The organism is Paraflavitalea devenefica, from assembly GCF_011759375.1.
GTDB lineage: Bacteria > Bacteroidota > Bacteroidia > Chitinophagales > Chitinophagaceae > Paraflavitalea > Paraflavitalea devenefica.
On sequence record NZ_JAARML010000001.1, the window covers coordinates 1985883 to 2000679 of the forward strand.

Here is a 14797-nt window from a genome sequence, read left to right on the forward strand (position 1 = left end):
TGTTTTTTAATTATTGAACGTTGAACAAAATATGAGCACCAATAAGAATTTATCGCCCATTGAAAAGATCAAGGTTGAAAGTAATGCGTTGCGTGGCACATTAAAGGAGAGCCTGCATGATGAAGTGACCGGGGCAATTCGTGAAGATGATACGGCATTGATCAAGTTCCATGGCATGTACCAGCAGGATGACCGTGACCGCCGGGAAGAGCGGAGCGCCAAAAAGTTGGAATGGCTGTACTCCTATATGGTGCGTTTGCGCCTGCCGGGTGGTTTTCTGAGCCCACAGCAGTGGGAAGGTTTACATCATATTGCCGGTGACCATTCTACCGGTGTGATCAAGATCACTACGCGGCAAACGATTCAACTGCACGGCATTCTTAAATCGCATATTAAGCCCACTTTACAGGCTTTTAATACTATTCACCTGGATGCCATTGCCGCCTGCGGCGATGTGAACCGGAATGTGGTGTGTGGCGCGCACCCTAAGCAGTCGCCCATTCACGAAGAAGTGTTTCAATATGCCGGCAAACTGAGCCAACTGGCCTTGCCGAAAACAAAAGCTTATTACGAGGTATGGCTGAATGAAAAGCCATTGGTGGACAAAAAGGAGGAAGAAGATCCTTTATACCAGGAACGTTACCTGCCCCGTAAGTTTAAGATCGCTATTGCTATTCCTCCGCATAATGATGTGGATGTGTTTACGAACGACCTCGGTCTGATTGCCATTGTAGAAAAAGGCAAACTGATAGGATTCAATATTGCCGTAGGTGGCGGTTTGGGAACTACGCATGGCAATGCGAGCACTTACCCCCGGCTGGGCACTATACTGGGTTTTGTGCGGGGTGAAGAGAAAACGTTGAAGGCGGCCTATGAAGTGATTACTGTTCAGCGTGACTTTGGCAACCGCAGCGACCGTAAGTTGTCTCGCTTAAAATATACTGTTGACAAAATGGGCGTGGAAGCTTTTAAGGCGGAGCTTGAAAAGCGTTGCGGCTTTACACTGGAAGAAGCCAAGCCTTTCACTTTCAACCATCGCCCCGATTATTACGGCTGGCACCAGAACCATGAAGGAAAATGGTATTATACCGTATTTTCTGAAAATGGACGTATACTGGACGACGACCAGGTAGCCTTAAAAACTGCGCTGCTGGAAGTAGCTAAAACCGGTAAAGCCAATTTCCGGTTCACTTGTAACCAGAATGTCATTATCAGTGACATTGAGCAAAAAGATAAGAAAGCGGTAGAAGATATTTTGCAGCAATTTGGTATCATTGCACACACTGAAAAAGCAGGTGCAATACGGCGTAGTGCTATTGCCTGTGTGGCATTTAATACCTGCCCGCTGGCCCTTGCAGAAGCGCAACGTTATCTGCCCACGCTGATCAGTAAGATCGAGCCATTGATGGATAAGTACAAGATCAGTGATGATGAGATCTCTATACGTATGACAGGCTGCCCCAATGGTTGCGGCCGGCCTTATGCAGCGGAGATCGGGTTTGTAGGCACTGCTTATGGCCAATACAATATGCACCTGGGAGGCGATCGCGATGGCTTCCGGCTGAATAAAAAGTATAAGGACAGCCTGGATGAAACAGCTATCCTGCAGGAACTGGATAACCTGTTTGGCATCTATAGCAAAAAGAGAAAGAAAGGAGAGACCTTTGGTGACTTCGCGGTTCGCGAACAATGGGTTACGATTTAAAGCTGTTTATAATTAAACGATAACAATACCGAAAGGATGGCGACAGAGAAAGAAAATAAGGAAGTGCCGGAAGTGGCTGTGATTGGGCAGGACACCAATCACCTGTTCCCGGTATTTCTCCGGCTGGAGATCCTGGAGGTATTATTGGTGGGCGCCGGTAATGTGGGCCTGGAAAAGCTGACGGCCATCCTGGGCAATGCGCCCGCTGCCCATGTTTCCGTAGTGGCTGCCAAAATATCGGAACAGGTACGCGAGCTGGCCGCAGGACATGCGCACGTAACCATTCAGGAACGTGCTTTTGAAGAAGCTGACCTGGATGGCAAGGACCTGGTGATTATAGCCGTGAATGATCAGGCGGTAAGCCAGTCTATCCGCGATGCCGCCAGGACCAGAAAGATACTGGTCAATGCTGCCGATAAGCCCGATCAGTGTGATTTTTACCTGAGCTCAGTGGTGCAGAAAGGTAACCTGAAGATTGCGATCTCTACTAACGGTAAGTCACCCACGGCGGCCAAGCGCATCAAGGAAGTGCTCAACAAAGCATTGCCCGGTGAGCTGAATGAAGTGATCAATAACCTGCATGTAGTACGTAACCGCCTGAATGGGAACTTTGAATACAAGGTAAAGCGCCTGAATGAGCTCACTAAGATTCTGATAGAACGGGATACGGCAGAGAAAGAAAGGCGCTGGAGAAAGATTGCTACTTATTCATTGATCATTTTTGCCTTGATGCTGGTAGGGCATTTCATTTTCTCTTACCTGCCTATCCAGCAGATGGCCGATGATACTGTAAAGTGGTACCAGACACTGGATAAGAATTTCCATTGGATGGTACTGGCCGGTTTCCTGGCCCAACTGGTAGATGGCGCTTTGGGAATGGGTTATGGTGTTACCAGTGCTACCATCCTGTTATCGGCGGGTGTTAACCTGGCCGCCATCAGCGGCAGTATCCATACGGCTGAAATGTTTGCCAGTGGGGCCTCAGGGTATAGCCATTATAAATTTGGTAACGTCAACAAGAAGCTGTTTAAAATATTGGTTATTCCCGGTGTGATTGGGGCTATTTTGGGTGCGGTATTGCTATCACTGTATGGCGATACGCATACGCCTTATTTGCGCCCTATTATGGCCTGCTATACTATGTTCCTGGGCCTTAGGATCTTTTACAATGCCTTTAAAAAGCAGCAACAAAAGCCTAAGAAGTTCAAGCGTTATGGCTTGCTGGCAGGAGCAGGTGGCTTCCTTGATTCTTTTGGCGGCGGTGGCTGGGGTCCGATTGTTACCACCACGCTGATCACCAAGGGCAGAAGCCCCCGTTTTGTCATTGGCTCTGTAAGTCTTACCGAGTTTTTTGTAACACTGGCCAGCGCCTTTACCTTCTTTACTTTATTGGGTGTTACCCACTGGCAGGTAATTGTAGCGCTGATCATTGGTGGCTTACTGGCAGCTCCTATTGCTGCTAAGTTAACCGGTAAATTACCCCGGAAAACATCTTTGATCTTATTGGGATTGCTGGTGATGTTCTGGAGTATTAAGATCATTATTAAGATATTCTGATAATATACCCCCGGCTATGTATATAGACCGGGCTTTTTTATAAGTATATAGTCTATAAAAATAATAGACTTTAACATTAAACAATCAACGGAGACATGAAACAGGCATTTTTACTGCTATTGGCTGTTATCTTCCTAACTTCTGTTCATGGACAGGAGGTAAATCTTATTGAAGTATCGGGACGGGTAACAGACCAGGAAAAACATGAGCCACTGGCCGATGTGAGTATTCAGATCAAAGGAACTGTACAAGGTACCATTACCAGCAAAACAGGAGAGTTTACATTACGTACAAAAACAAAACTTCCCTTCACACTTGTTTTTTCTTCTATCGGATTTAAAGAACAGGAGCTGGAGGTAAAAAGCCTCGGTTCTAATCTCCAGGTAGCACTGGCCACCCAAAGCTTCCTGGGCAATGAGGTGGTAATTACTGCTTCCCGGGTGCCGGAGAATCTCCTGAAATCGCCGGTGGCGATTGATAAGCTCGATATCAGGGCTATCAGGCAAACGGCAGCCCCCAGCTTTTATGACGCCCTGGAAAATATCAAGGGTGTGCAGATGACCACCTCCAGCCTTACCTTCAAAGTACCTAATACCCGCGGCTTTAATATCCCCAATAATTTCCGTTTTATGCAATTGGTAGACGGTGTGGATATGCAGGCTGCCACGCTGGGCGTACCATTGGGCAATGCCATCGGCCCCACCGAGCTGGATATCCAGAGCGTTGAAATTACACCTGGTGCAGCCTCCGCATTATATGGTATGAACGCCGTGAATGGCATGGCCAACCTGTTGACCAGAGACCCTTTTACTAACCAGGGTTTAAGCGTTTACCACAAAACCGGCGTGAACCATGTAGACAATAAAGACCACGATGCAGGTATATTGACAGAAACAGCCATCCGCTATGCCAAAGCCTTTAAGAATAAGTTTGCTTTCAAGATCAACGCCAGCTACATGCAGGGCATTGACTGGATCTCCAATACACGCCTGGACCAGAACCCTAATAATAAGAATACTGCTAACCCTGCTTATCCTGCTTTGAACGGTGATAACAATATCGCGTTTGACGGCTGGAATAAATATGGGGATGACGCCTTACAGTTGAGCAATACTGTTTCTATTACTGACCTGACCATTGACGACGTAAGCGGCAGAACGTTAACAGTAGCCCGGACAGGTTATTGGGAAAAAGACCTGGTTGACCCGAAAGTGGATAACCTGAAATTTGATGCGGCTTTGCATTACCGTTTAAATTCCAACACCTTGTTGTCTTACTCTTACCGGATAGGTAAAATGGACGGGGTTTTCCAGCGTGGTAATAAGGTGAAACTGGATAATGTGGTGGTGCAAAACCATCACCTGCAGTTAAAAGGTATTAACTATAGCATCAATGCCTATGTTTCCCGGGAAAGGACGGGGAACTCGTACAATGTAAAGCCCCTGGCTGATAATATGGACCTTTATACAGGCGGTAGTGGTACGGCCTGGGCTGCCAAATATAAAGCGGCCCTGAATGCTTATGCTTCCGCCAATGGTGGTGAGTTAACCTCTGCCAACCTCGCTGCTGCAACAGCCTATGCCCGCCAGCAGGCAGATGCCAGCCGTGCTGAGCCGGGTACTGCACGATTCAACCGGGTAAAAGATTCTATTATCAGGATCAATAACTGGGACATCAAGTCCTCTACAATCCCCGATGCGCCTGTAACCGGCGGAGCGGCTTTGATCCAGAAGAGTAATATCTACCATGTAGAAGGCCAATGGAACCTGAACAAGTACGTGAAAGTGGCCGACATCCTGGTAGGCGCCGATGCGCGGGTGTATGAATTGATCCCAGATGGTAACAACTTTGTGGATTTCAGCCGGCCTATTGCTGAAAGGAACCTGCCTGAAAAGGACGGAAGCTATGGCAGTAATGTTTATTATAAAAAGTTTGGCGGTTTTGTGCAGGCTACCAAAACATTCTTTGATGATAAGCTCAAGATTTTCGCCTCCTTACGCTATGATTATAACCCGGAGTTTGATCCTAAATTCACGCCCCGCGTAGCCGCTGTATATACCCTGAAAGAGCACCATAATATCCGCTTTACTTTTCAGCAGGGGTACAGGTTCCCGGCCTTATTTGAGGCGCTGTCTTACGTAAACAATGGCCGCGTAAAGCGCGTAGGTATTCTACCTATTATCAATGAAGGATTAGGCTTCAGGGAGAACAGTTATACACAGCCATCTGTAGCGGCATTCAATGCGGCAGTGAAGGCAGCAGGCAATACTGACCAGGCTGCCCTCGCAAACAGAGACCTGTTAAAGCCTGCTAATTTGCCGGATGGACGGCCGGAGGGAATTAACTCTTTTGAGATCGGGTACAAAGGCGTTTTACTGCATAATAAGCTGTTTATTGACTTTGATGCTTATGCTAATGTTTATGATGGCTTCCTGGGCCAGGTACAGGTATATGTTCCGAAGGGTGCAACAATTGGTTCGGACACCGCCGTGATAGCGATGATTGATAGGAACCGCGATGCGCAACCTGCAAAGGATGCTACGTCCACTTCACCTGCTACGGCTGCCAGTAAGGGACAGGACCGCTACAGGGTTTATACCAATGCTATTAATAAGTACACTACTTATGGCTCTTCATTGGGTATTACTTATAATGTACACAAAACCTATGCACTTTCCGGTAACCTGAACTACAATGAGATCAAAGGAAATGCAACCCCCGATCTGTTTGTAACAGGATTTAATACACCGAAATGGACAGCCAATGTATCTTTTGGCAATCGTGCTATTACCAAGGAGTTAGGCTTTAATGTAACCTGGAGATGGCAGGATGCTTTCCTGTGGGAAAGCCCCCTGGTTACCGGCCGTGTAGCTGCTTATCAAACAGTGGATGCGCAGGTTACTTATCGCATACCCAAAGTATTCAGTACCATTAAAGTGGGCGGCACTGATCTTTTAAATCACCGCTACCTGCAATATGCCGGTGGGCCCACCATTGGCGGCTTGTATTATGTAGCTATTACGGTAGATGGGTTATTGAAATAAAATATTATATGTGCATGAATGAGGGCCTTGCCGGTTTTAATAAGCTGGTGGGGCCTTTTCTATTTGAGGATAATAAGTATTAACCTATCCCAAAGGGTGTTATCTTAGTAGTCTAAAACCCTTATATGTACACGCTATCCGTAAAAAGATGCTGCACATTCCTGTTTGTGCTGATTACCCTGCTACCTATTTTCGCTTTCAGCCAGGATGGTGATGAAGCTGAACAAAGGCTGATCTTAAACCTCGATGTATTTGCAGACTCTACGGAAAAGAGATTATTTACAGAACTGCTGGCGCAAAAGAATGTCGACTACTTCCGGCTTATGTTATTGGCGGGCAATACCAAAAGAAATAATACTGCCGTAAAAGAACTGGCGGATAAGCTGGAATCATTTATACAATCAAAGAATTTATCCGGCAATAAAACTTATACCAGTAAAGAGCTTAAGAAACTTTACAAAGAGATCCATGATGCCTTTTTGGGTCAATATGTAGATAACCCTGCTTTTTCAGAGATCTTCGACAATGGAAAATATAATTGCGCAACGGCATCTGCCTTATATGCCCTATTGCTGGGCAAGCTGGCTATAGAATACGATATTCATGAGACTCCGGACCATGTATATATTGTTGCCGCGCCTACATCGCATAATGTTATTTTTGAAACCACCGCTCCCGGCGCTACTGCATGGCAATTGAATGATAAATCCCGGCAACAGTTCGTGGAGTACCTGTATAATAATAAGATCATTTCCAAAGAAGAGTGGACAAATGGCAACCAGGACGAATTGTTTAAAAAGCATTTCTACAATGATAAAGCGATTGGCCTGAGAGAGCTTACCGGCCTGTTGTATTATAACATGGGTGTTGCCGCCACACAGGAAGAGAATTATGAAAAGGCCTACCGGTATTTTGAGCGTGCTTATTTCCTATACCCGGATAAAAAGATCAAATACTTTATTTCCATTACCCTGGCCAGCTTTATCCTGAAATCGGAGGAAAATGGAGAAGCAGAAGAAAAAGTCTTTCCCGGTTATATCCGTTACATGCAGGTGGGCAATGTGAAGCTGGCAAAGGAAATGATTGGTGATTATATGAAAGGCGCTACGAAAAAGTATTTATTCCAGCATCCTGATCGTTCTAGGTACCTGCAGATCTATAATACAGTTATGCAGCATGTGAAGGATTCGGCACTGGTGTACGATCTGCAATATGATCATTATTATAATTCAGCACATTACTTTTCTATTAAGGAAAGATCAGATTCTTCCAGGGCGTTTTTAGACCTGTTGTACAACCTGAACCGGAATGATTTGCTGATACAGGAGTTAATTACAGGAACCATCCGGGAACTGGTGTCTAAAATGGGTGCGGAAAAAACGGTTATTGACTCATTAAAATCCTACTTTGCTACCTATCCTTTCCTGAAGAAAACAAATAAACTACAGGAGTATTATATCTTTTGCCTTGCTACCCAGGTAGGCATGTTGTATGATGAAGAAAATGACAAAGAAGGCATAAGATACCTGACACTGTTAAAAGAAACTTTACAGCAGGAAAAACCTGCTCTTGACATGCAAAACAAAATGTTGTTGACGAACGCCATTGGGGAAGTAAGCGGCTTCTATGTAAGGAAAAGCAATTATAAATCGGCCCGTGAGTTGCTTGTATTCATGAAAAACCTATACCCGGACAATGAGGATTTTGCACGCCGGCTTACGCATGTAGAGAAAATGCTGAATACTAAAAAATAGCCTGAAATTATTGCTCATCCAGCCAGGCGGACAAACATTGTGATATTTTCTCCGCCTCTACCATAAACCCGTCATGACCATACGCAGAATCTATCTCAACCAAGGTAGCATTGGGCAGGTGTGCTTTCATATGCCGTTGCTCCTCCAAAGGACATAAAATATCACTGCTGATGCCGATCAGTAAAGTCTTTTGTTGCAGTTGTTGTAAGATCTTCTCCACATCACCGCCCCGGCCACGCCCTAAATGGTGGGTGTCCATGGCTTTGGTGAGGAACCAATAGCTGTAGGCATTGAAACGTTTTACCAGTTTGTCGCCCTGGTAATTGATATAGGAAGCTGCCCGGTAGTCATCCAGCTTTTCGGTATCGGTATCGGTTTGCTTTTGCACCATAATGCCATAATTCCGGTAGGTAAGCATCCCGATAGCGCGGGCGGCTTTTAGTCCTTTTTGTCCGGCCTGCGGAGATCCTTCCTGCCAGGTGCTATCTGCCTCAATCGCCAATCTTTGTGTGGCATGTATAGCAATACCCCAGGCGCTTTCGGTAGGGGAAGTGGCCAGCAGGAAAAGCCGTTCTATCACTTCCTTTTCCAGTACATTCCATTCCATCGCCTGGTAGCCACCCATACTGCCACCCATTAATAAATGGATCTTGTTGATGCCGAGGTGGCGGCGTAACAGGATATGCGCCTGCACCATGTCGCGGATGGTAATCAGGGGAAACTGGTGGTAATAAGGCTGTCCCGTAGCCGGATTAATACTCAAGGGCCCAGTAGTGCCGTAACAGGAACCCAATATATTGGCGCAAACGATAAAATATTTGTCCGGATTGATCACACAACCCTGTCCTACCACGCCTTTCCACCAATCGGCTACTTCCGAGTTGGCCGTAAGCGCATGACATATCCATACCACTTTACTGTCTGCCTGCAGGGTGCCATAAGTATGGTATGCAATTGTAAGTTCAGGTAGTGACTGGCCATTTTCCAGTGGAAAGGGCTGATTATAATGGAAATACTTCATTCTTCCGATAAGCTAATTCAGGGTGCAAAGTAAATGCCTGCATGAATTACATTTGCAAAAATCTTTACCATGATAAAAATTGAGCTGGAAAGGGTCGCAGGTGATTATGGATTTGCCGCAAAAGACGCGTACGGACATGTTGTGCATACCGACAGCAGCCCTGACTCAGGGGGTAATAACTTTGGAGTAAGACCTATGCAGTTGTTACTCATGGGGTTAGGAGCCTGCAGCGGAATTGATATTGTATCTATCCTGAAAAAGCAGCGTCAAACCATAGAAGCCTTTACCATGAAAATTGAAGGTGAGCGGGAACCCAATAAGGAACCCTCTATCTGGCAGGATATTACCGTTGTTTTTGAGCTGACCGGCGATATTGATCCCGATAAGGCCCGGAAGGCCTGCGAACTATCCATGAATAAATATTGTTCTGTAGCAGAAACGCTTCGCCGTGGCGGTAGCAACCTGAAATGGGAAGTGCGGGTCAATGCGAAGTCAGCAGTCTAAAGTAAAAACAACATCTGTAGAGAGAAACAGCAATATTAGCAATCAGCAATACGAAATCTTCATCATGTCACAACATCCCATTACAAAAGCGATCCGCACCCAAACAGACCGTACTCCGGAAATGGAGCATTCCACGCCACTATTTCTTACCAGCAGCTTTTGTTTTGATACGGCCGAAGACATGCGGGCTGCTTTTGCCGATGAAACGGATGATAATATTTATAGCCGCTTTACCAACCCCGGTGTAAAAGAGTTTGTAGACAAGATGTGTGCATTGGAAGGAGCCGAAGCAGGTTATGCCACCGCTTCGGGTATGAGCGCCATATTCGCTTCATTCATGGCCCTGATGAAGAAAGGTGATCACCTGCTGTCCTGCAATGCTATTTTTGGCAGTACCCATACCGTGATCACTAAGTTCCTTCCCAAATACGGCATTGAATCTTCTTATGTAAGTGCTGCTGCCGATGCCGGTACCTGGGAAGCTGCCATCAGGCCCAATACCCGCATGATCTATATTGAAACGCCTACCAATCCCGGCCTGGATATTATAGACCTGGAAATGGTGGCTGCCCTGGCTAAAAAGCATAATCTGATCCTCAATGTAGATAACTGTTTTGCTACGCCTATCGGGCAGCGTCCTATTGACTTCGGTGCAGACCTGGTAGTGCATTCTGCCACCAAATGGATAGATGGACAGGGACGTGTATTGGGCGGTGTAATTGTAGGCAGGCCCGATCTTATTAAAGATATCTACCTGTTTTGCCGCAGCACCGGACCTTCATTATCTGCCTTCAATGCCTGGCTGTTAAGCAAAAGCCTGGAAACCCTGGATGTACGTATGGAACGCCATGCCGCCAACGCTTTGCGCCTGGCAAAGGCTATAGAAGGGCATCCTAAGGTAACCTGGCTTAAATATCCTTTCCTGCTCAGTCATCCCCAGCATGCCATTGCCCTGAAACAAATGAAGAACGGAGGTGGCATTGTTTGTTTTGAATTAAAAGGAGGATTAGAAAGCGGCCGCCGCTTCCTGGACAACCTGAAAATGCTTTCTTTAACAGCCAACCTTGGCGATACCCGTAGCATTGCTTCCCATCCTGCCAGCACTACCCATGCAAAACTGACAGAGGAAGAACGGCTTGCGGTGAATATAACACCCGGACTGATACGGATATCCACCGGCCTGGAGCATGCTGATGATATTATAGAGGATATTTTGCAGGCGCTTGACCGTTCATAGCCGGCCGCTGCTGTAAAATTTCGTAACTTATGTGGAAACTTACAGCATGAAGCGGGCATACCTGGCGGAGGTGATCAAAAAACATGGGCGGCGTATAAAGAAGTATGGTGACCAGCTTCCTGGCTCCTTTGAAACAGAAATGATCCATGAGCTGCGGATAGAGTATAAGAAGCTTAGGGCATTCATACGCCTGCTAAAAATGGATTCCCGCACCCGGCATCACATTATGTCTCCTGATTTTAAAACACTATATGCTGCTGCTGGTCAGGTGCGCGATCTTCAGTTATTCCTGCCATCCGTTATAGCCCGGTCTGAAAAAGATAATACTCCCTTACCTGTATATGTACAGCATTTGCAACAACGCTTATTCAAAGCAAAGGAAGCGCTTGTAGAAGCGGTAGAAAAGCTTAGAGCCGGCAAAGCCCTTGACCATATAACGCATGCATTACCTGCCTCACTGAATGATGCGGCTATACGTAAATTCATTCACCATAAAGTAGCTGCTGTTCAGGTGATCTTGCTGGCCCTTGAAAAAGACAAGGAGTTACATACTATACGCAAACAACTGAAAGATATTATTTACAATATCCGCATCTTTGATAGCGACTGGGGTATTTCATTTCCGGTAACAGCCTGGCGAAGTGAAAAACGGCTGCAGGATACGGCCGCTATGCTGGGGGATTTTAATGACCGGTGTATCGCTCTGTCTTTCTTATCAGAAGAGATAATAGACACACTGCCCGAAGCTGAAAAAGATGTTCTGCAAGCCTGGCGCCTGGAGATGGGGGAAGAAAAAGAAATGTTCAAGCAACAAATGATCGGGCAACTTTCCCAATTACACCTTGTCTCTAATTTCGAGCGTATCAGCTAAAAGCTAATGGCTAATACCTGCTCCCGCCTGCAGTGTCTTTTCCATCTGCATGCTGCGGGAACCTTTGATCAGGAAAAAGGTATTATGGAATGCCTGTTCACGAAACCATTCACCTGCCTGCTGTGCATTTTCTTTACGGATGAAGGGGTGATCAATCTTCATAAAATCGCCTCCTACCAATACTACCGATTGCCAGGGATACTGTTGAATGAGGGAAACAATATTCTGGTGTTCTGCCAGGCTTTCGGGGCCAAGCTCGGCCATAGCGCCCAGCATCAATACTTTATTGGAGGCATGGATGGCTGCAAAGTTTTCAATAGCCGCTCTCATACTGCTGGGGTTGGCATTATAGGCATCCAGTATAAATTTATTATCTCCTTTCTCAATTAACTGCGATCGGCTATTGGAAGGAGCGTATGCTTCAATGGCCTGCCTGATTAAATGATCAGGAATATTAAAATATTTTCCTACCGTAACAGCTACCAATACATTGGGCAGGTTATAAGCGCCTACCAGTTGCGTTTGAATGGTGAAAGGATTGCCGGAAGTGATCCTGACCGACAGGAATGGCTCACTTTGTATCAGCCGGCCGGTCATATCGCCGCTGTCGGTACCATACTTTATAATAGCTGGTATTCCTTTACTCATGCTTTGCAGGTAATCGTAATCCCACATTACAAAGGCCGTTCCGTTATGAGCACGCAAAAAACCGTACAGCTCACCTTTCCCTTTACGTACGCCTTCCACGCCGCCAAAGCCTTCCAGGTGGGCCTTGCCGGCATTGGTAATAATGCCATGGGTTGGTAACGTGTAGGTGCAATAACCGGCGATCTCCTGCTGGTGATTGGCGCCCATTTCAATGACGACCATGGCGGCATCTTTCTTTACCCGCAGTATCGTCAGCGGAACGCCAATATGATTGTTCAGGTTGCCCTGTGTAGTATAGGTGGTATAGGTGGTAGACAGTACGGCATGCACCAGCTCTTTGGTGGTGGTTTTCCCGTTGCTGCCTGTGATTGCAATAAAGGGAATATTGAACTGTTGACGATGGTATTTAGCCAGTTGCTGCAGGGTATCCAATACATCCTGTACTACAATGATCCGGTCATTGGGTGTGGCTGGTGCTTCATCCACTACGGCATAAGCGGCTCCGGCGGCCAGTGCTTTTTCAGCAAACTGGTTGGCATTGAAATTAGGCCCCTTTAAAGCAAAGAAAATATCCCCGGCTTTTAATATACGGGTATCGGTTTGTACAGAAGGGTATTGCTCGTATAATTTATACAGTTGTTCAATCGTCATAAAGCAAATATAAGGAGTATAAAAAAAGCCATCCGATACTATCGAATGGCTTCTTAAGGATTATTAGTTTGAGATTATCTCTTTCTTGTATTTTGTCTTCTTTGCGGGTAATCAATACCGGTCTTACGACCATTACCTTCAGGGCTACCTACGCGGTCCATAGCGCAACGGAAACCAACGGTGCTACTACCCTGGTCTTCTTCCAGGAAGCGGCGGGTGCCGGGAGATAAGTAGTAAGGACGGTCGTTCCAGCTACCACCTTTAATAACCCGTGATTTGTCGCTGATCAGGGTAGTGAAGCCATAACCACGGCCACCGTTTTTCAGGTTCTCAGAGATATCAGTAGTACCGTAAGTAACACCGCTTACCAGTGAGTCTCCATCGAGGTAGTTGATCACATTACCCTTTTGATAGTTACGGCGGTTCTTGCTTTCCTCATCAGTAACATATACTCTTTTTACGCGGCCCAGACTGTCTTTCTCAAACTCACCATCGGCATTTTTATAATCATTCTGGAAGTAGTTACCACGGAAAGGAGCTACGTCATCCTGGTCAACAGAGTTTAGCGGACGATAAACGTCTTCTACCCACTCATTCACGTTGCCAGACATATTATACAAACCAAAAGCATTGGGGAAGAAAGAAGTAACAGGGGCAGTGTACACAGCACGGTCGTTCAGACCACCGGCCACACCCATGTTATCACCATTACCACGTTTGAAGTTGGCGAGGAAAGTACCTTGCCAGCTACCGCGGCGGTTGTCACGCAGGCCATTTACGTTCTGGCTCCAGGTATACACCTGCTTGTTGGCGATTAACTCCTCACCACGTTTGCCTTCTTTCTTACTGGGTTGTGGGTTCTGACCAACCAGGGCCAGTGCCGCATATTCCCATTCAGCTTCAGTGGGCAGGCGGTAAGAAGGCAGCAGGATACCATCTTCAAAAGTTACCGTAGTACGTGGCGTACCATTCGGGTTTTTCAGCGGGTTCTTTTTAGAGCGAACGCTGTTGCCCGGTGTAGGTGTGGTAAGACCTAACAGATACGCTTTGGTATTGAAAGACTCAGCACCCTGACCTTGAATATTTTTGAACATGTTCTTGTTGACAAATCCTTTATCCAGCAGGGCTTTTTCATTCACCCTGTCGGTACGCCAAAGACAGAAATCGTGCGCCTGTCTCCAGGTTACACCCACCACCGGGTAATAGTTATAGGAGGGGTGGCGGAAATAATACTCCACCATCGGCTCATTATAACCCAGTTCACTGCGCCATACCAAGGTATCGGGCAATGCTCCTTCCCGTACAGCTTTATATTCATCTGCATCAAACACCGTGTTGATCCAGTACAAATATTCGCGGTAGTGAACATTGGCTACTTCGGTACGGTCAATGTAAAAGGAGTTTACTGTTTTACGGCTGGGAATATTATTCCATTCGAACATTACATCTTCTTCCACGGCTCCCATCTGAAAGGTACCGCCCTGAACAAATACAAGGCCGGGACCTGTGCGCTGTTCTTTCTCGCGGGAAACCTGGTAGCCGCCCATGTTCTTGTCGTTGTAGTTCCAACCCGTAACGTCGGATTTCTCCTGCTTTTTGCCAAATAAGCCTCCGTTTTTGCAGGAAGACACTGCTGCAGTACAGGAGAGCAGGATGAATAGGTTTTTCAGATTCATTTTGATGACTTTTGCCTTTGGTTCAATTAAGTTAAACGTGCTTTCAAAGCAAATATTGTACAGTTTTGCGGGCTGTTTATCCACAGGGTACAAGGAATGGCGAATATAGGTACTTTCACGTAATCAAGC

Annotated in this window: 10 protein-coding genes; 7 read left to right on the forward strand and 3 right to left on the reverse strand. The window is 46.3% G+C overall.

Annotated elements, in window-relative coordinates:
- The first annotated feature begins 31 nt into the window (after positions 1 to 31).
- The 4 genes from HB364_RS08150 (at position 32) to HB364_RS08165 (ending at position 8060) form a co-directional block, all read left to right on the forward strand.
- Positions 32 to 1705 (forward strand): NADPH-dependent assimilatory sulfite reductase hemoprotein subunit, encoded by a 1674-nt coding sequence (locus HB364_RS08150; protein ID WP_167287371.1) that lies wholly within the window; start codon positions 32 to 34, stop codon positions 1703 to 1705.
- 36 nt (positions 1706 to 1741) lie between these two features.
- A complete protein-coding gene (locus HB364_RS08155; protein ID WP_167287373.1) occupies positions 1742 to 3262 on the forward strand; it encodes a TSUP family transporter in 1521 nt (506 codons plus the stop codon).
- 95 nt (positions 3263 to 3357) lie between these two features.
- Positions 3358 to 6306, forward strand: coding sequence for a TonB-dependent receptor (locus tag HB364_RS08160; protein ID WP_167287374.1), 2949 nt, complete (start codon positions 3358 to 3360; stop codon positions 6304 to 6306).
- A gap of 125 nt (positions 6307 to 6431) precedes the next feature.
- Positions 6432 to 8060 (forward strand): hypothetical protein, encoded by a 1629-nt coding sequence (locus HB364_RS08165; RefSeq protein WP_167287375.1) that lies wholly within the window; start codon positions 6432 to 6434, stop codon positions 8058 to 8060.
- 7 nt (positions 8061 to 8067) lie between these two features.
- Here the strand turns inward: HB364_RS08165 and metX are convergent, their stop codons facing one another.
- Positions 8068 to 9081, reverse strand: coding sequence for a homoserine O-acetyltransferase MetX (gene metX / locus HB364_RS08170; protein WP_167287376.1), 1014 nt, complete (start codon positions 9079 to 9081; stop codon positions 8068 to 8070).
- Positions 9082 to 9150: 69 nt separating this feature from the next.
- On the opposite strand from metX, the gene HB364_RS08175 reads away from it, so the two are divergent.
- From HB364_RS08175 to HB364_RS08185, 3 genes are all read left to right on the forward strand, one after another.
- On the forward strand, positions 9151 to 9585 hold the full coding sequence (locus HB364_RS08175; RefSeq protein WP_167287377.1) for an OsmC family protein: 435 nt from the start codon (positions 9151 to 9153) through the stop codon (positions 9583 to 9585).
- Between the two features lie 64 nt (positions 9586 to 9649).
- The gene (locus tag HB364_RS08180) at positions 9650 to 10822 is read left to right on the forward strand and encodes a trans-sulfuration enzyme family protein (protein WP_167287379.1); all 1173 of its coding nucleotides are present in this window, start codon (positions 9650 to 9652) and stop codon (positions 10820 to 10822) included.
- Between the two features lie 46 nt (positions 10823 to 10868).
- The gene (locus HB364_RS08185; protein WP_167287380.1) at positions 10869 to 11693 is read left to right on the forward strand and encodes a CHAD domain-containing protein; all 825 of its coding nucleotides are present in this window, start codon (positions 10869 to 10871) and stop codon (positions 11691 to 11693) included.
- 3 nt (positions 11694 to 11696) lie between these two features.
- On the opposite strand, the gene HB364_RS08190 is transcribed toward HB364_RS08185, so the two are convergent.
- Both HB364_RS08190 and HB364_RS08195 read right to left on the reverse strand, forming a co-directional pair.
- A complete protein-coding gene (locus HB364_RS08190) occupies positions 11697 to 12992 on the reverse strand; it encodes a UDP-N-acetylmuramoyl-tripeptide--D-alanyl-D-alanine ligase (RefSeq protein WP_167287382.1) in 1296 nt (431 codons plus the stop codon).
- A 74-nt stretch (positions 12993 to 13066) separates the two neighbouring features.
- Entirely contained in the window at positions 13067 to 14668 is a 1602-nt protein-coding gene (locus HB364_RS08195; RefSeq protein ID WP_167287386.1) for an SUMF1/EgtB/PvdO family nonheme iron enzyme, read from the reverse strand.
- Between the last annotated feature and the right edge of the window lie 129 nt (positions 14669 to 14797).

Bases quoted from the DNA above. Each gene is read 5' to 3' on its own strand.
- HB364_RS08150 (WP_167287371.1), top strand. From the start codon at position 32: ATGAGCACCAATAAGAATTTATCGCCCATTGAAAAGATCAAGGTTGAA.
- HB364_RS08155 (WP_167287373.1), top strand. From the start codon at position 1,742: ATGGCGACAGAGAAAGAAAATAAGGAAGTGCCGGAAGTGGCTGTGATT.
- HB364_RS08160 (WP_167287374.1), top strand. From the start codon at position 3,358: ATGAAACAGGCATTTTTACTGCTATTGGCTGTTATCTTCCTAACTTCT.
- HB364_RS08165 (WP_167287375.1), top strand. From the start codon at position 6,432: ATGTACACGCTATCCGTAAAAAGATGCTGCACATTCCTGTTTGTGCTG.
- metX (WP_167287376.1), bottom strand. From the start codon at position 9,081: ATGAAGTATTTCCATTATAATCAGCCCTTTCCACTGGAAAATGGCCAG.
- HB364_RS08175 (WP_167287377.1), top strand. From the start codon at position 9,151: ATGATAAAAATTGAGCTGGAAAGGGTCGCAGGTGATTATGGATTTGCC.
- HB364_RS08180 (WP_167287379.1), top strand. From the start codon at position 9,650: ATGTCACAACATCCCATTACAAAAGCGATCCGCACCCAAACAGACCGT.
- HB364_RS08185 (WP_167287380.1), top strand. From the start codon at position 10,869: ATGAAGCGGGCATACCTGGCGGAGGTGATCAAAAAACATGGGCGGCGT.
- HB364_RS08190 (WP_167287382.1), bottom strand. From the start codon at position 12,992: ATGACGATTGAACAACTGTATAAATTATACGAGCAATACCCTTCTGTA.
- HB364_RS08195 (WP_167287386.1), bottom strand. From the start codon at position 14,668: ATGAATCTGAAAAACCTATTCATCCTGCTCTCCTGTACTGCAGCAGTG.